Here is a 17,452-nt window from a genome sequence, read left to right as displayed (position 1 = left end):
GGTGATCGGTGTTAGGTAAGACTTCGCCGGGAGTGTCGCCACGCTCGTGGTGCGGGTATTCCCGGTCGCGGAGGCGCTGCCGCCCGGCCTGGGGCCGTCGGTGCGCACCGCGGCGGCGGGGGCGCGGCGGATCGTGTCGGTGTGCACCGGAGCGTTCGTGCTGGCCGAGGCCGGGCTGCTGACGGGCCGCCGGGCCACCACGCACTGGCTGGCGTGTGCCGAACTGGCGCAACGCTTTCCGGAGATACACGTCGAACCCGACGCGATCTATGTGCGCGACGGACCGGTCGTCACCTCCGCGGGCGTGACGGCGGGCATCGACCTCGCCCTCGCGCTCGTGGAAGAAGACGAGGGTCCGGACCTCGCGCGGTCGGTGGCGAAACATCTGGTGGTGTTCCTGCACCGGCCCGGCGGGCAATCGCAGTTCAGCGTCCGCGCCGGTGTCGCCGCGCCGCGAAACTCCCGCCTGCGCCGCCTGATCGACGCCGTGGCCGCGAACCCCGCGGCCGAGCACACCCTTGCGACGATGGCCGAACACGCCGCGGTGAGCGAACGCCACCTGACACGGTTGTTCCGCCGCGAGATCGGCATGACACCCGGCCGATACGTCGAACGCGTCCGTGTCGAGGCCGCCCAGCAACTGCTCGAGGCCGCCGACGACGGCGTCGCCACCGTAGCCAGGCGCTGCGGATTCGGCTCAGAGGAAACGCTGCGCCGCACCTTTGTCAAAGTTCTCGGCACCACACCGACCGACTACCGCACCCGCTTCCGCGCCACATCCCCCTGAGTCCCGCGACGCTCCCACGTCCCACTGAATGCCCCACGTTCCTACCGAACCCGTCCCACGTCCCTACCGAACATCCGCCCCGCCCCCGCTGAATCGACCACGTCGCTGCTGAAACCCCGGCCACGCCGCTGCTAAACCCACCACGCCGCTGCTGAACCCCACCATGTCCATGCTGGATCCCGCCACGCCTCCACTAATCGCGCCACATCCACTCAACCCCGCCACATCCACTCGATCCAGCCGAACCCCACTGCGTGCCGCCGAACCCACTGCACCCCCGCTGCATTCCTGAATCCTGCTGCCTTCCCCCTGAATTCCACTGCATCCAGCCACACCCTGCGGAATCTCCCTGGAGCCCCGTGCTTCCCACTGAATCTCGATGCCTCCCAGTGAATCCCGCTGCTTCCGACTGAACCGCGCTGCTTCCCCCTGGACCCCCAATGCTTTCTATTGAATCTTGCTGCTTCCTACTGAACCCGCCGCGTCCCTGATTCCTGCGGCATCCCACGGAATTCCACTGCACCCAGCCGCAGCCTGCGGAATCCCCCTGAACACCAGTACTTCCCAGTGAACCCACGCTGAATCCCACTGAACCCGCTGGATCCCAGCGCATCCCATTGCATCCCGCTGAACCGCACTGCATTCCTTGAACACACTGCAACCCCGATCGACCCGGAGAAGAGAGATCACCCATGTCCATCACACGCCGCACCGCACTCGGCGCCGGCCTGGCCACCGGCGCGTTCCTCGCCGCCACCGGTTCGGCCGGGGCGCAACAGGATTTGCTCGCACTGCCCTCGACCCCGCTGTCGGACTCCGCGAGTGACCTCATCGGCCGCGAACTGACCCCGGCCATCCGCAATCACAGCGTGCGCGGTTACCTGTTCGCCCGCACGGCCGCCGCACAGCAGGGCCTGCGGCCGGGCGCGGACTACGACGACGAGGCGATGTATCTGATCTGTGCCCTGCACGACATCGGGCTGGCCGGGATCGGCAACGGACAGCAGCGATTCGAACTCGACGGCGCCGACTACGCCGCACGCTTTCTCGAAGACCACGACGCCCCCGACACCCTGATCGACACGGTGTGGGACGCCATCGCCGCCCACACCTCCGGATTCAGCGACTCCCCGGTCTATCGCCGCAGACGCCCACCGGAGATCTGGATCGCCGTGCGCGGCATCGGCATCGACGTGGCGGCCGCCCCGGGCGACATCGCGCCGGACTACGCCGAACAGGTCCACGCCGCCTATCCGCGGCTCGGTGGCAGCCGCGCGCTCACCGCCGCCATCGAGACCCAGGCGCTGGCCGACCCGCGCAAGGCCATGCCGGGCACGCTGGCCGGTGTGATCGTGCGCGAACACCACCCCGACGTGCCGCACCTGACATGGGATGCGATCCTCGCCACCAGCATCTGGAGCGATGCCGCGTGACGAAGGCCCTGCTCGCCATCCATGTGCTCGCGGCGATCATCGCCATCGGCCCGGTCACCGTGGCCGCCAGCATGTTTCCCGCCGCCACGCGGCGCGCGGCCGAAACCGGCGCGGACCCCGACCACGCCGTCGTCGCGGCGCTGCATCGAATCTGCCGCGTCTACGCGGTCATCGGACTGGCCGTGCCGGTCTTCGGTTTCGGCACCGCGAGCAGCCTCGGGGTTCTGGGCGACGCGTGGCTGATCGCGTCGATCCTTCTCACCACCGCCGCGGCCGCGGTACTCGGGTTCGCCGTGCTGCCCCGGCAGGCCGCGCTGCTGGGCGGCGCGGACTCCGCGACGGAGCTGAAGGTGCGGATCGAAGCGCGCACCCTCACGCAATTGACCATGTACACAGGCGTTTTCAACCTGCTCTGGGTGATCGTCACGGTCCTGATGATCGTGCGTCCCGGATCGACCACCGCGGCGTGATCACCGGTCCGTGAACACGTCGGTCAACGCCAGTGCAGGTCTCCGATCAACGCCGTCTCCGCACCCCGTCGGCGAAGATGACCTGACCGGTCACGAATCTGTTGTCCGCGCCGGCGAGCCAGCAGATGAGCTCGCCGATCCATTCCGGTCGCCCGGGAAATCCGCCGAACGGTTGCGGCGCAGCGGCTTCCACGGCAGCGCGGGTGTCTTCGCTCGCGAAGATCCACGCGGCCGCGGGCGTGTCCACGACGCCGGACGCGACAGCGTTCAGGGCGATGCCGCTACCCGCCCACAGGGGTGTCGGGGCAACCGTGCGCACCCAGCGATTCAGCGCGCGTTTGGCGATTCCGTAGGCGCCCGCGGCACCGCCGAGGGACGGGTCCTCGTCGAGGTAGGCGACCGCGGCGCTTTCGTCGCCGTCGAGGCATGCTTGCATCACCCGTTCGTCCGCGGGCGCCAGCGACGACGTCGACGACACGACCACCGCTCGGGGCGCGGCGCTCTGCGCCAGCAGGGGCCGTAACCCTTCAAGCGTCGCGACAGCACCGAAGTAGTTCGTCTCGAGCAGACCGGTCTTGCCGCCCCCGGCGACGGCGAGTACCGCGTCGACGGGCCCGCGCTCGGCCACCTGGTCGATCAGCGTCCGCCGACCACTCGGCGTGGACAGGTCCGCCTCGATATCGGCGTCGCTGAGATCGCAGCCGATGACCTCGGCGCCACGCTCGCGCAGCATCGTCGCGGTCGCGGCACCGATGCCCGAGGCGGAGCCGGTCACGACATACGTACGCCCGGCGACCCCTGGATATGTCATATCTGTTCCTTCCGTTCGCAGGCCTGGCGACGCCGTCCGATCAGGGCCGCGCACTGGTAGCGCGATCGAAGAGTTCGACCAGTTCGTTTCCACAGCGTTCGGCGACGAGGCCGGCGGAAAGGAGCGGGACCACACTGTCGATGGAGGCACGTAGCGCCGCCGCCACGACCTGCGGATCCAACGGGCGGAAGGCGCCGGTGCGCCGGCCCTCCGCGAACAGGCCGGCCAGCCGGTACAGCGATTCGAGGTGATGCCGTTCCCAGACACCGTGGCCTCCGTTGAGCAGGATCTGCTGCAGCGCCCGCACCTGCGGCAGGTGATCGGCGATGAACGCCACGTTCGCCCGGATGACAGTGGCGAGCCCCGGCCCGGTGGCAGATGGCCTCGAAAGTGGTGGCCTGATAGCCGAATTCGCTCACGATCCGCAGCCGATTACCGTGCCGCGAACATGGCGGCGGCGGGGAAGACCGTGACCCAGCCCATCAACGCCACCATCACGACGAACATCTTGGCTCGGGGCCGCACCACCGCCATGGCCTCGTCGAGCGGTGTGCGCCAGACCCCGGCGAGGGTGCTGCCCAGATACCACAGCACGATCAGCAGGACGACGGTGTAGGGGATCAGTGTCCACGTCCAGCCCGCGACCGCCACCACGCCGCCGATCACCAGGGCCGCGCCCACGCTCACCCGGGTCATGGATTCGGCGAACGAGAGCGGCAGTCCCAGCGCCAGCACCGAGGTGTTGATGCCGTGCTCGGCGTCCTCGGGAATGTCCTCGGCGGTATTGACCGAGAAGATCCCCGTCAGGGTCAGCCCGAGCCCCAGCACGGCCAGCAACGCCGGGATCTCGATCGGCCGGTCGTAGAGCCGCAGCACCACCAGGCCGGGGAACACCATGGTGCCGATGTAGGTCCACGGGATCTGCCAGAACCCGCCGGACTTGAAATGCCAGGGCGGCAGCGAGTACTGCAGCAGCAGGAAGGTGCCCAGCGCGACGATCGGCGCCAGATCGTAATGCCCTGTCGCCCAAGCGATATACACGCCGCCGAGCAGAATGAACGCGGTGGTGAGGTAGATCTGCCAGGCGACGAACCGCACCCCGAGATCGCGCACCATGCGGGCGAACTTCGACTTGTACTCCATGTCGACCCAGCGGTCGGCCAGGCAGTTGGCGACGTGCAGCAGTTGAATGGCCGCGGCGAGGATGAGCGCCGCGACCAGCATCGGAACATTCGCGATCTCCGCGCCGGAGTGGGCGCTGAACAGGACGTCGGCCACCATCACGGCCGAGGACATGGGCGCGATCTCCGGCCGCGTCAGCCACAGCGCGTAGTTGACCTTCGTGGGCAGCGGCAGCGGCCTGCCCTCCTCCCCCGGACCGGCGGTGAAGATGCGCCGCAACTGCCCACCTAGAGGGAGGCTGTCGCTGTGTGTGGTGGCCATAGGCAGTTCCTAACCGTCGTTCACGAAGTCCGGCGTCGCCGCGTCGGGCACGCCGAGCAGCCACGCAGTGTAGTGGGCCGCACGGCCGGTGCGGGCGCTCATCAGGCGACCCGGTCGGCGACGATGAGCAGATACTGGAAGCTGCCCTCCCGGTAGGCGGTGAGGAACGACTCCTCTACCCCCGTAGCCAGTTCCGAGTGCGTGCGTAGTTCCCAGTAGGGGATGGTGGCCGCGGTCAGGTCGGTGACGCTGACGGGCACCAGTTTGCTGGCGGCCAGGGCCTTGAAGTAGTCGCCGCGCGGGTGGATGTTGCAGGTGTAGTGGGCGTCGATCTTGCTCACCGCCGAGGACCGGCCCCCGATGACGTCGTTGGAACAGCCCGTGATGCACACGTAGCGGCCACCGGGCCGCAACACCCGGGCGAATTCGGCGTACAGGTCGAAAAGGTCGACGTACATGGTGGTTTCGTTGGTCCACACCCCACCGATCGCCCCCGCTTCGAATCCGGTGTCGAGCATATTGCGCAGATGGAACTCGACCCGGTCGGCGACGCCGCGCTGCGCGGCCTGCTCGTTCGCGAAACCCACCTGGTACTCCGAGATCGAGACCCCGTCGACGCGGCAGCCGAACCGGGCGTTCGCCATGATGCTCGTGCCGCCGCGACCGGAACCGGCGTCCAGCAGCCGATCGTCGGCGCGCACCGCCCCGAATTGATCCAGCAAATGATCGGCCTGCGCGGTTTCGAGCCGATGCAACTCGGCGACGAGACGTTCCTGACGTGAATCCGCCGGGCCCTCCAGGACCCGCGGATCGTAATCGCCGATGCCGTAGTGATGATGGTAAAGCCCGTCGACTTCGCCGAGTTTCACATTGATGCGGTCGTCGTTGGGATTGTTGTTCCAGTAGTCGGCCACGGCGCGCTGATAGGGCGTGCGCAGGACATTATCGGTTACCGAGTCCAGCATCGACATTAGCGGCATCCTTTCGTGCTGTTCTCACAGGCGGAAATCAATTGTATTATGCGCGGGTACCGGGTTGTTGTTCGACGATTTGGAGAATTCGATGACCATGGGCGCAGTCGCCGAGTTCCGCCGGGTATTCTCGGCGGGCCCGGCGGAACGCGGGCGGAAAATATCACCGGCGCGCGCATTCCGGCTCGGCCTCGCCGTGCATCGCGTGGAGGTGCTGCCGCTCGGCGCGGGCGTGATGGCCGCCTCGGTGGTGGTCAGTTCGCATTCGTGGAACGAGGTGCTCTCGGTGCGAATGCTGGTCACCATAATCATGCTCACCGCTTACGTTCTGTTGACCAATGTCGTGAACTGTCTCGCCGACCGCTGGCTCGATGCCGACTTCAAATCGCGGCTGTCGCGGGCCGTGGGTGATCTCGGGGTGCGGCGCGTGCGGCGGCTGGTCTTCGGGTGGGTCGCGGTCATCGCGGTGTGCCTGATCTGGCTGGTGGCCACGACCGGCCACCTCGACCTGGTGCTGGTGCTGGGTATCGGTGTGGCGCTGGCCTTTCAGTACTCGCTGCCGCCCCTGCATCTGAAGGGTGCCGGGGCCTGGCAGATTCCGACGGTGCTGGTGATGGTGACGCTCCTTCCCGGTCTCGCGCTGGTGCGGACCTACGACCGGCCGCTGGAATGGCCGGCCCTCCTGGCGATTGTCGGGCTCGCGCTCACGGTGAACTCGGTATTCATCGTGAACGCCGCCGAGGACGTTCCCGAGGACGCCGAACATTCCATCGTCACCGCCCCGCGTGCGATCGGAATATTTCCGGCATTCGCGATAGGGCTCGGGCAGCTCGTGGCCGGTGCCGCGGTGTTCTGTGTGGCGACATTTCCGGCGGCGGGATTTTCCTGGACATACATTCCGTACCTGGCGGCGGTGGCCGTCGGAGTGGTGTATCTCGGACGGCTCCTCGCCGGTGTGCGCGGGCAGCCGCTGGCGGCGGCGATCGACGTCGTGCGCCGCGCGAAATCGTTCGCGGTCGTCGCGATGCTGCTTTCCTGGGCGACGGTATTTCCCGCGGCCGCGGTATTCGCGAATCGGTGACAGCGCACGGTCGGTCTTCACCTCGATTCCGGTCAGGTGGTCGCCTTTTCCGCGCGCTGCCGCGCCCGGGAGATGCTGCGTCGGAAGAACGGCCGCATGAAATCCTCGGGAATATTCGCCCAGCGCAGGAGAAAGGTGGTGAGCATATCGGTGGTGATGTGGTGGCGGCCGCGCTCCATGCCCCGCACCGCCGCCTCGGCCACCTTCTCGGCCGGCATCGGCTTGATGGTGCCGGTGATGGCCTTGGTCTCCGGCGGTTTGCGCAGATTCTCCCGCACCAGCCCCGGTGTGTCGGTATCGGCGGGATACAGCACCGACACCGACACACCGGCCGGCTCGGTCTCATAGCGCAGGCACAGGCCCAGCTGGCGGATGCTCGCCTTGGTGGGCGCGTAGGCGCTGTAGCCCGGGATGCCGAGGAACGCCGAGGTCGAACTCAGCAGCAGCACATGGCCTTTGCCGCGTTCCACCATGCCCGGCAGCACGGCGCGCACGGCGTGCACCGAGCCGAGATAGTTCGCGTCGGTCTGCTCCGCGAACTCGTCGTCGCCCAATTCGGTGAACAGGCCCGGCAGCGTGAGCCCCGCGCAGCAGGCCAGCACGCCGCAGACGCCGTTGCGGGCCTCCAGTTCCGCGATCGCCGCCGCCAGCGCCGCCCGGTCGGTGACGTCGGCGGCGCGGTGGTCGGCCCCGAGGCGTTTCGCGGTGTCGCGCAACGGGTCCGGGCGCCGGGCGATGATCGACACCCGGGCGCCGCGGCGGGCGAAGGCGGCGGCCACGGCGGCCCCGATGCCCTCCGACCCGCCGGTGACGATGACGTGTTCGCCCGCCCAGCGCGCGCCGCTCATGCCGGTACGGCCAGCGCGCCGAGATGGTCGCGCCAGGCCTGATAGCCCGCCGCGGTGCCGTCCTGGGGCACCTCGGCGAACGCCCGGTCGATCAGGGCGGCGGCCTCGTCGAGGGTGCGGCCGGTGTAGGCGCGCACGGCCGCGTGGGTGTGCGGGATGGCGCTGTCGGCCTGCTGCCGGATCTTCGCGACCATCGCCGACCCGGCGGCCAGCGGCTCCCGGAACTGCGGCACCCGGGCCAGGATCGCCTCGAGATCGCTGGCCTCCACACCGCCGGCGAAGGTCGTCGCGATGCCGATACCGCTCCACAGATCGGCGTGGCGGCTCGCGTCGAACTCGTCCACGAGCTTGGCCACCCCCTCCGGCGAGCCGCCGCTGACGAACCACAGCGCCCGCCCGATACCCTGATCGGCGGCGCGGCGCAGCGGTGCGCGGTCGCCCATCCAGCGCGGATACCGGTCCTCGGCGAAGTGCCGCCCGATGTACTTCTCGGTGCGGAAGAAGGCGTTGTAGAAGCCGTACCCGTCGATCGCCAGCCACCGGTAGGACGGGTGTTTCGGAAACACCTTGCGCCAGAACGGCCTCGGGATGCGTCCCAAGGCCAGCCCGACGCCCACGTACATGGTCAGGTCGTGTGCGGCGGCGGGCCCGGCGATCAGGTCGTGCGCGCGGCGGCTGAACGGCGTGATCGAGTCGACCGCCGCCAGACCCGTCGCCGCGCCCTCGAACGCGAAGCCCCGATACTGCTGGGGCAGGGTCTCGATGTGCGCGATCAACTCGTCGTTGTTCTTGCTGCGCACCGCGACGTCGATGCTGGTGGCCAGATGGGTGGCGACGCGCTCCAATTCGGCCTTGGTCGCCGGGCTCGGCGCGGCGAACCCGGGGCGGCCCAGCGGTGGTACGTCGGCGCCGGTGCCGAGTAGCACCGACCGTATCGGTCCGATCATCGATGGCATGGGAATCCTCGGTTCTGTTGCGGCGGTGCGGGATCGGTCAGGACGGCGCGGCCGCCGGTTCCAGCGCGGCCGGCTCGGCCGGGCGCGGTGCGGGTTCGGCGGGGACGGCGCGGTTGCCGAGCCATTCGCGAATGTTGCGGTACCACCAGAAGATGCCGCGGCACGCGCACACGATCACCAGCGCGAAGAACAGCCCGAACGACACGTTGAGCGCCATCAGCACGCCGTACATCAGGCCCACGGACGCGCCGAAGACGACCTGGTCGCGCGGGGCGAACGGGGAGGTCGCCGGATCGGTGATCATGTAGTTGGTGTAGAGCACGAACGCGATGCCGGTGATCGGCAGCAGCGCCGCGATGATGGAGACATCGGGATCCAGCGCCCCGCGCACCACCGCCTGCAGCACGAACGCGCCCAGCCACGCCGCGATCAGCGGTGTCTTCTTGGTGAGCTTGGCGTTGAGCATGGTGCCCGCCATCAGCAGGCCGAGCACCAGCAGCGCGTCGGCCGCGCCCTGCACGTTCTCCACGAAGTGGTAGGGCCCGACGACCGCGATCTCCGGGAACACCAGCAGCGCCACCACGATCCCGAAGTTCGACGGGTTCATGAAGTGCTTCATCTTGCCGCGGATCTTCGCGCGCAGCACCCATTTGGTGCCCACGGCGACGGTGATGCCGAACATGATCGGCAGCCACTGGTCGGCGGCGTACATCAGGAAGTTGAACGCGACGCCGGTGATGTGCGCGGGCATCAGGAATACGAACAGACCGCGGAAACCGTTGCCGCGGTAACCGGCCGGGCGTTTGTAGGCCCACGCCGCCAGCGTCTCGAGGATCAGCTCGACGGTGTAGGCGGTCAGCGCCGCCAGGATCGGCCACAGCCACGGCTGCTCGAAGCCCAGCCAGAGGAAGCCGACGACGTTGAAGAACGTCAGCGAGGCCGCGAAGTTGCGCAGCGCCAGATAGCGAGGGTCACGGCCTTCCTTGTTGACCCCCAGCCACTTTCGCCGCCACGCCTGGAATGCGGTCGGGGGTGCGTCCGGCGTCGCGTCGGGCGCCGATCCGTTCCCGTTGGCGTCGGTCGCGAGGACCGCCTTGCCGTCGGAGTCGGGATGATGGCCGTTGCCTTGGACACTCATCAGTGCACCTCCCGGGCATCGGTGTCGAGAACGAGGGTGTGGCTGCCGGGCCGCAGCCGCAGCTGCTGGGTGTGCACGGCGCCGTGGTTGTCGCGCCAGCTCAACTGGACCGGGAGCGGGGTGGCGGGATCGACGTCGCCGAGCCCGAGATGGATGTCGGTGGCGCGTTTTCCGGCGTGTCCGCTGCCGCCGTCGAGCTGGGCGATGTGCGGCGTGCCGTCCGGGGTGGTGACGGTGACCTGGGCGCCGACGGCCGGTGAGCCGAGGATCGGTTTGCCCGCCAGGGTGGTGTCGCCCGGCGCCGAGTTCGTCGGCGGGGTGAACAGTTGCAGCCCGAGGTACCGGCCCGGGTTCGGTGAATCGTTGCGGTAGTAGACCGGGGTGTCCCACTGGCGGGCGACCGCGAAGCTGAGTTTGCCGGTGCCGGTGGGATCACCGACCGCGATGCCCCGGGTGGGGACGGACGCGAAGATGTCGAGGGCGGGGGAGATGTTGGTGAACTTGCCGCTGTCGTTCTGGGCGAAGAACGCCATCCGGTTGTTACCGGCCAGGTCGCCGTGCGCGGTGAAATTCGGCCAGGCCCACGGGTATCGGGCGAGCAGGTCGTTCATGGTGGCCATTTCCTGCACCTGCGGCCAGCGCGTGGTGTCGCCCTTGAACATGCCGTTGGCCTGCACGATCTGCGGACGGCCGCTGTTGTCGAAGTCGGCGATCTTGGTGTCCCAGCACCAGCCGCTCCAGGCCAGGCCCTGGCTCACCGCCCGGTTCTCGAACGGCGCCACACCCGAATTCAGCTGGGCGGCGGCGTCTTTCGTATCCTTGGCGGTGTTGTAGAACGCCAGGTTGCCCTCGATGATGCCCCAACGCTGAGCGATATTGCTGACGAACATGTCCGGCATGCCGCGTCCGCTGAGGTCACCGAAGTCGACGCCCATCCCCTTGAACGAGTCGTGGCCCAGCACGAACGACTTGGGGTCGGTCGGCCCGCGCTGCCCCTCGGCCAGCCCGAACTCGAAATGCCCGGGGGTGGACTTGTTCACGAACAGCCGGTCCGGGCCCATGTCGTTGGCGACATACAGTTCCGGCAGCTGGTCACCGGTGAGGTCCTGCGGCGCGGAGGCGATGGTCCAGCCGTTCTTCGCGTGCTCGGGGAAGGCGTCGAACACCTCGCGGAAGTCCGCGGTCGGTTCGGCGCCGCCGGTGCTGCGCTGCAGCGAGAGCAGGTGCGCGCCACCGGCATTGGTGGCCTTGGAGAACGATTCGTTGAGCGTCAGGCTGTGCTCGCCGGTGGTGCCGATGAAATCGCTGTCGGGGAAGTAGTTGCCGATGAAGATGTCGACATTGCCGTCGCCGTCGAAATCGGCGACCGAGGACGCCAGGGTGAACCAGCGCGCCCCCTGATAGCTGCCGTCGGGGGTGGCGGGCGGCTGCACGGTCTCCACCGGCCGGAATGCGGCGTTGTTCAGCTGCTTGGCGCCGGCGCGGGGCAGGAACACGATCGGCGTGCGGCCACCGTAGTAGACCATCAGCCCGATGCGCCCGGAGTGGTCGAAATCGCCGGGAATGCAACCGGTGGGCGCCATCTCGTCGTCGGTCGGCAGTGGCGCCGGATCGAGCACGAACGGCTGGTATCGGCTGGTGTCGCTGTCGGGTGCGGGGGTGACGATCACGCTGTCGGAGCGGGAGTCGACCAGGCACAGGTCGTCGGATTTGCCGTTGCCGTCGATGTCGTTGATGGCCACCGCCGAGTTCACCGACGACATCCAGGCCACCACGTGCTCGTAGCGGGGCTCGATATTGCGGATCTTACGTTCGGGCAGGCCGGGCGGCAGCGCGATCGGCATCTCGGTGAACTTGAACTTGCTCGCCAGCGGCGCGTTGCCGTCCTTCTCCACCGGGGCGATCATGGTGGAGTGCGCGGGCACGAACAGTGCGACCATCATGCCCAGTGATGCCAAGGGCACCAGCGCTTTTCGCAACAGATTCGGTGGTAGCTTCACGACTGGGGCCCTTCTTCCGTGGTCATGCCGTCGAACACCTGCCGCACGGTGTCCAACGCGTGGTCGAGCTGTTGTTCGGTGTGCCGGCAGTTGACGAAGAACCGCAGCCGGGCCTCGCCGGACGGCACCACCGGATGTCCGATGGCGTTGGCCATCACGTTGTGTTCCAGCAGGTCCATCGAGGCGCGGACGGCCGGCTCGTCGGCGCCGGTGATGATCGGGGTGATCGGCGTGCCCTGCCCGTTGCCGGTGTCGAAGCCGAGCTCACCGGCCCGCCGATGGAAATATTGCGCGTTGTGCCGCAGCGCCGCGACACGGTCGGGTTCGTCGTGCAGCACGGCGAGGCCCTCGAGCGCGGCCGCCGCGGCCGACGGCGCGGGCGAGGCGGTGTACATGCTCAGGCCCGAGGCCGAGTACTTGAAGCCGTCGACGAGTTCGCGGTTGGCCGCCAGATATCCGCCGACGCTGCCCAGCGCCTTGGACAGGGTGCCCATCCAGACGTCGACCGCGTCGCCGGGCAGGTCGAAATGCTCGCGCACACCCAGGCCGCGTTCGCCGAGGACGCCGAACGAATGCGCCTCGTCGATCATGATCGAGCAGTCGTATTTCCGTGCCACCTCGATGATCTCGGGCAGCCGGACGATGTCGCCGTCCATGCTGTAGACGCCCTCGACGAGCACCATGGCCCGTTCGAAGCTGCGCCGCGACATCGACAGGATCGCCTCGAGCGACTCGGGATCGTTGTGCCGGAACGTGACTCGCTTGCATCCGGCCCACTCGGTGCCCGAGACGATGCTGTTGTGGATCAGCGAATCACACACGGCGATATCGCGTTTGCCGAGCAGGAACGCCACGGCCGCGGCGTTGGTGAGGAATCCGCTCGAGGTGACGATCGCGGCGTCGGTGTCGTAGATGCGGGCGATCTCCGACTCCAGCTCCCCGTACAGCGGCAGCTCGCCCGCGACCAGCCGCACCGCCGCCGCGGAGGTGCCGTAGCGGGTGATGGCGTCGGCCGCGGCGGCGTGCACCCGCGGTTCCGCGGCCAGGTCCAGATAGCCGAAGCTGCTGAAGTTCAACATGTCCCGGCCCGCGAAGCGGGTCACCGGGCCGCTGACGCCCTCGTGCGGCAGATAGTACGGGTTGATCACGCCCGCGCCGCGCGCCCAGGTGTCGAACCGCGCCCATTTCTCGGTGGCCTCCACCACGCCCGGATGGTCGCGGAAGTCGGTGCGCAGCACGGGCCGCGTGGTCGCGGGAGCGTCGGCCGTGGCCGCCGGTGTGGCCGCGGTGGTGGCGCTGTTGCCGCCCGGGTCGTGCTTGGACATCAGGGAGCGCGCCAGTGCGCGCGCATCGGTCGTCATGGGCGATTCCTCACGGTGCCGTCGGTTCGGTCGTAGCTTCTTCCTGAGCGATCTGCGCGGCGATCTTGGCGCCGAGCCCGCCCAGCGACAGTCCGGCGCCGATGGACAGCACGGACATCTTCACGCCCAGGCTCTTGACCACCCGCGCGCCGAATTCCATCGCCATCAGCGAATCGAGGCCGAGTTCGCTGGTGGGAGTGTCGAGATCGACGGTGTCGGCGTCGACACCGAGGACGATGGCGAGTTGTTCGGCGAGCAGCCAGGCCACCACCTCGCCGCGCTGCTCGGCGTCGATGGTGAGAATCTCCGCGCGCAACGCCCCGGTGCCGCCCGCGCCGCCGCCCGCCGCGGTGACCAGTTCCACGAACCGCGGGGACCGCGCCGAGGAGCGGTGCGCCAGCGCCCACTGCGCCCAGTCGATGTCGAGCACCGCGCACTGCGGCACATCCAGGCGCAGGCATTCCCACAGCAGCACGGACGCGAAATCCATGTCCAGCGAGCCGTATCCGGTCATCTCCGCGTACCGCGACACCGCCTGCGAATCGGCCATGCCGCCGTCGCCGCGCATGAAGCCCCAGTCCACCGACACCGCGGGCCGCCCCTGGGCGCGCCGCGTCCAGGCGAGCGCGTCGAGCGCGGAATTGGCCGAGGCGTACCCCAATTGGGGCGAGAGCCCGGCGATGCCGCTGGCGGAGGAGTACAGCACGAAGAAGTCCAGCTCCACGCCCGCCGCGGTGGTCGCGCGGTCCAGGTGCAGGGCGCCGTGCACCTTCGGTTCGAAGATCTCGCGCAGCGAGTCGAGGGTGACCTCGGGGATCTCGGTGTTGTTGACCACCCCCGCCGCGTGGACGACACCGCGCAGCGGCGCACCGCTCGCCTGAATGCGGGCGATCAGGGCGGCCACCGCGTCGTAGTCGGCGACGTCCACCCGCTCCTCGCGCACATCTATTCCGGCGCAAGCGAATTCGGTGAGCTGGGTGCGCGCGGCCGCGGTGGTGGCGCCGCGCCGGCCGGCCAGCACCAGGTGCCGGACGCCGCGGCGCACGAGGTGACGTGCGGTGGCCAGGCCGAAGGCCCCGAATCCGCCGGTGACGAGATAGCTCGCGTCCGGGTCGATGTCGGTCTCGCGGGGAATGTGACGCACCGCGGGCCGTTCTTCGCGCAGGTCGAGGACAACGCGGCCGACCTGGGCCGAGCGGGCGACGGTCTCGAATGCCTCGGTGAGCCGGTCGAGCCCGAACACCATATTGGGCAGCGGCCGGTACTCGCCGTGGTACATCGCGTCCACCACGCGCCGGGCGGCATGGCGCACCTGCTCGGGACGATGGGCCAGGATGCGGTCGATATCGACGGCGAAGAACGACAGGTTGCGGTCGAACGGCCGCAGGTCGATAGCGCCCGAACCGTAGATGTCGGCCTTGCCGATGTCGACGATGCGGCCGAATTCGCCTGCGACCCTGAAGTTCTGCTGCAGGATCTCACCGGGCGCGGAACTGTAGACGACATCCGCCCCGGCGCCGCCGGTCAGGCGCAGCACCTCGTCGACGAAGGTGACCGAGCGGGAATTCAGCACCTCGTGCGCGCCCAGCGCCCGCACCTGCGCGCGGCGCTCGGGAGTGCCCGCGGTGGCGATCACCGTCGCGCCCATGCGCAGCGCCACCTGCACCGCCGCCATGCCCATGCCGCCCGCGGCGCCGTGCACCAGCACCGTCTCGCCGGGCCGCACCCGCGCCAGTTCACCCAGCCCGATCTCGGCGGTGAACAGCGGCATCACCGAGGTGCAGTGCAGCGGGTCGAAGGCGCCGGGCGGGAAGATGTCCATCGCGGTGGTGGCGCCGGTGTCCGGGCGCAGCGTCACGAAGCGGCGCACGATGCCCGGCGCCACCACCGAGATCTCGTCGCCGGGCGCGATGCCGGTGACGGCGCTGCCGACGCGTTCCACGACGCCGTAGCCGTCCATGCCGATCTCGGTGCCGAAAAACGTTCCGGCCAGCTCCTTGTCGGTGAGCACGCCGAGAACCTTCAGAGTGTCCTTGTAGTTGAGACCGACGGCCTGCATGCGGATCTCGATCTCCTCGGGGCCCGGCGCGACCCGTTCCGCGGTGCGCAGCGCCAGCTCCGGCAGCAGCCGCGAGCGCGGAATGTCGAGGCAGTAGGACCGTTCGGGATCGGTGAGCGGGGCCGGGACCGCCCAGCGGGCCAGATGCGCGGCGAGGGTGTGCCGCCAGCGGATGGTCCAGCACGCCCCGGCGCGCAATGCCACCTCGTCGGTGAGGGTGTCGGCGTAGACCTGTTCCAGGACGTCGGCGGCGGCCGTGGCGGGCTCGGTGTCCACCAGCCGCCACTGCGCGGCGGGCAGTTCGTTGAGCAATTCGCGGCGGCCACCGGCGAGCGGGGCGTGTTCGATGCGGGCGAAGCGGTCGATCGGCAGGCACAGCGCGTTCTCCGTGACGACGACGCCGCGAATCTCCCGCGGACCGCCTCGCGCGGCCTCGGGCGACGTATCGTCCAGTGCCAGAGCCTGTTTCACCGCCTGCGCGACCTGCGCCAGGCCGTCGATATTGTGCACGGCGTCGAGATCGGATCCGGCGACGACGACCAGGCGCAGCCGTTCGGCGCCGGCGCGGGTGAGGCCGCCGCGCAGCAGATCGACCAATTGCGGCATACCGAGCGCCGAGGCGTGATCGCCGACGGTGACCAGGTCGCTGGGGCGGGTGCTGGCGATCTCCTTGGCGCGCTGCGAGATCTCGGCGCCGAGGTTGACCACCACCAGCGCCTCCTCGTCCAGGGCCGGCGGCGGGGTGGCGTCGGCGGTGTCGGAGACGATTTCCCACACCGGCTCGTAGTACAGCTCGTCGAGTTGATCCGACAGCGGGCGGCGCGGAGTGAGGGTGCCGAACCGCACGCCGGTCAGGGTCAGCGCCACCGCACCCGCCGCGGAGGCGATCCGGATGTCGGCGCGCAGCGGATCGGCGGGATCACGGGTGACGACGACCACCGGGTCGGCCGGGAGCGGGCCGGTCCACCGCACCCGATCGATCGCGGCGGGCACCACCACGTCCGGGTCGGCCGCGCCGTCCTGGGCGACGGTCGCCGCGTAGAGGGCGGCGAAGCACTGCAGGGCGGCGTCGAGTACCGCGGGGTGGGCGAGGTGTCGGTGGGTGGCGTCGGCCGGCGGCGTATTCACCTGCGCGACAACACTGTCGAGCCCGACATGCACCGTGCGCAGCAGCCGGAAGGCCGGGCCGTAGGCGAGCCCGTGCGCGGCCATGCTGTCGTAGAGCGCGTCGGCCGGGACCTCCGCGGCGCCGGCCGCGACGGTGAGGTCGACGCTGCCGGGGTCGACGTCGGCCTCGACCAGGCGTCCGTAGGCGTTGACGGTCCAGTCCGCGCCGGTCGCCGGGCGGGACCGCACCGTGAAGCGCCGCGTCGTCTCCTCCACCCCGATCCGCAGCACCGGCACGTCGTGTTCGTCCACCACCAGCGGGTTCACGAACTCGACGGACTCGAGCCCGAAGCTCTCGCGGCCGGTGCGGGCGGCGATCGCGCTCAGCGCGGCGTCGAGGTAGGCGGCGCCCGGTAGCACCACGGCCCCCGGGGCCCCGGGGGGGGGCCGCCCCCGCCGGGTGGGGCCCGCGAGCGCCCCGGGGCATTACGGCGCGGCCGCCCCGCCCCCGGCCCCCCGCATCTCCCTCGTGGCCGCCCCCCTGCCTGACCCGCCGGCCACCCCCGGTCTCAGCCCGCTCCCCCCGGGGCCGGCCGGCGCCGCGGTGCCGACCCTCGCCCGCGGCGGCGACGACCACGACAACCTGCTCACCGCCGTCGCCGAGCTGTACCGCGCCGGAGCCCTCGACTGCGAACGGCTCCCCCGCCCGATCGACCGCACCGCGCCGCACGCCGCGCTGCCGCCCTACCCGTGGCAGCGGCGACACGTGTGGACGCAGGAGCCCGAGACCCGCCTCGACCGCCTCGGCACTCCGGACGGCTACGCCATGCTCGGGGACCGGGTCGCGGCGGCCGCGCCGGAATGGCAAGTGGCGCTATCGGTGACGAACCTGCCGTGGCTGCGCGACCACGTGGTCGCGGGGGGCGTGGTGCTACCGGGCGCCGCCGACCACGACGCCGCGCTGAGCGCGATCGCCGCCCGCACCGG

Annotated in this window: 15 protein-coding genes; 5 read left to right on the top strand and 10 right to left on the bottom strand. The window is 69.6% G+C overall.

What is annotated here, in order from left to right; all coding sequences use genetic code 11:
• Positions 1–46 precede the first annotated feature (46 nt).
• The 3 genes from QH470_RS33730 to QH470_RS33720 all read left to right on the top strand — a co-directional run bounded on the left by QH470_RS33730 (position 47) and on the right by QH470_RS33720 (position 2,690).
• Positions 47–787 (top strand): GlxA family transcriptional regulator, encoded by a 741-nt coding sequence (locus QH470_RS33730; RefSeq protein WP_280276438.1) that lies wholly within the window; start codon positions 47–49, stop codon positions 785–787.
• Positions 788–1,479: 692 nt separating this feature from the next.
• A complete protein-coding gene (locus QH470_RS33725; RefSeq protein ID WP_280276437.1) occupies positions 1,480–2,220 on the top strand; it encodes an HD domain-containing protein in 741 nt (246 codons plus the stop codon).
• Complete coding sequence (locus QH470_RS33720; protein ID WP_280276436.1) at positions 2,217–2,690, top strand: DUF2269 family protein; 474 nt, start codon at positions 2,217–2,219, stop codon at positions 2,688–2,690. The genes QH470_RS33725 and QH470_RS33720 overlap by 4 nt, the downstream gene beginning before the upstream one ends.
• A gap of 46 nt (positions 2,691–2,736) precedes the next feature.
• Here QH470_RS33720 and QH470_RS33715 read toward each other — a convergent pair whose 3' ends face one another.
• The 4 genes from QH470_RS33715 to QH470_RS33700 form a co-directional block, all read right to left on the bottom strand.
• Positions 2,737–3,501 (bottom strand): SDR family oxidoreductase, encoded by a 765-nt coding sequence (locus tag QH470_RS33715; protein ID WP_280276435.1) that lies wholly within the window; start codon positions 3,499–3,501, stop codon positions 2,737–2,739.
• 40 nt (positions 3,502–3,541) lie between these two features.
• Entirely contained in the window at positions 3,542–3,838 is a 297-nt protein-coding gene (locus tag QH470_RS33710) for a hypothetical protein (RefSeq protein ID WP_280276434.1), read from the bottom strand.
• Positions 3,839–3,933: 95 nt separating this feature from the next.
• Entirely contained in the window at positions 3,934–4,944 is a 1,011-nt protein-coding gene (locus QH470_RS33705) for a UbiA prenyltransferase family protein (RefSeq protein ID WP_280276433.1), read from the bottom strand.
• 101 nt (positions 4,945–5,045) lie between these two features.
• Entirely contained in the window at positions 5,046–5,915 is an 870-nt protein-coding gene (locus tag QH470_RS33700; protein WP_280276432.1) for a geranyl diphosphate 2-C-methyltransferase, read from the bottom strand.
• Between the two features lie 91 nt (positions 5,916–6,006).
• Between QH470_RS33700 and QH470_RS33695 the strand changes: the two genes are divergently transcribed.
• A complete protein-coding gene (locus QH470_RS33695) occupies positions 6,007–6,996 on the top strand; it encodes a UbiA family prenyltransferase (RefSeq protein WP_280276431.1) in 990 nt (329 codons plus the stop codon).
• Positions 6,997–7,028: 32 nt separating this feature from the next.
• Here the strand turns inward: QH470_RS33695 and QH470_RS33690 are convergent, their stop codons facing one another.
• From QH470_RS33690 to QH470_RS33665, 6 genes are read right to left on the bottom strand one after another with little or no spacing between them, the layout of a single operon-like run.
• Positions 7,029–7,844, bottom strand: coding sequence for an SDR family NAD(P)-dependent oxidoreductase (locus QH470_RS33690; RefSeq protein ID WP_280276430.1), 816 nt, complete (start codon positions 7,842–7,844; stop codon positions 7,029–7,031).
• Positions 7,841–8,791, bottom strand: coding sequence for a DUF1702 family protein (locus QH470_RS33685; protein WP_280276429.1), 951 nt, complete (start codon positions 8,789–8,791; stop codon positions 7,841–7,843). Before QH470_RS33685 ends, QH470_RS33690 begins: the two co-directional genes overlap by 4 nt.
• 46 nt (positions 8,792–8,837) lie before the next feature.
• Complete coding sequence (locus QH470_RS33680; protein WP_280276428.1) at positions 8,838–9,938, bottom strand: RnfABCDGE type electron transport complex subunit D; 1,101 nt, start codon at positions 9,936–9,938, stop codon at positions 8,838–8,840.
• Positions 9,938–11,938: an ASPIC/UnbV domain-containing protein gene (locus QH470_RS33675; protein WP_280276427.1), complete on the bottom strand. Its 2,001-nt coding sequence runs from the start codon at positions 11,936–11,938 to the stop codon at positions 9,938–9,940. Before QH470_RS33675 ends, QH470_RS33680 begins: the two co-directional genes overlap by 1 nt.
• On the bottom strand, positions 11,935–13,299 hold the full coding sequence (locus QH470_RS33670; RefSeq protein WP_280276426.1) for an aminotransferase class I/II-fold pyridoxal phosphate-dependent enzyme: 1,365 nt from the start codon (positions 13,297–13,299) through the stop codon (positions 11,935–11,937). Before QH470_RS33670 ends, QH470_RS33675 begins: the two co-directional genes overlap by 4 nt.
• 10 nt (positions 13,300–13,309) lie before the next feature.
• Positions 13,310–16,888 (bottom strand): SDR family NAD(P)-dependent oxidoreductase, encoded by a 3,579-nt coding sequence (locus QH470_RS33665; RefSeq protein ID WP_280276425.1) that lies wholly within the window; start codon positions 16,886–16,888, stop codon positions 13,310–13,312.
• A 181-nt stretch (positions 16,889–17,069) separates the two neighbouring features.
• Here QH470_RS33665 and QH470_RS33660 point away from each other — a divergent pair.
• On the top strand, positions 17,070–17,452 hold a 383-nt coding region (locus QH470_RS33660), incomplete at its 3' end, for a polyketide synthase dehydratase domain-containing protein (RefSeq protein WP_280276424.1).

The organism is Nocardia wallacei (assembly GCF_029868745.1).
GTDB lineage: Bacteria > Actinomycetota > Actinomycetes > Mycobacteriales > Mycobacteriaceae > Nocardia > Nocardia wallacei_B.
This window is presented reverse-complemented; position numbering and strand designations above follow the sequence as displayed.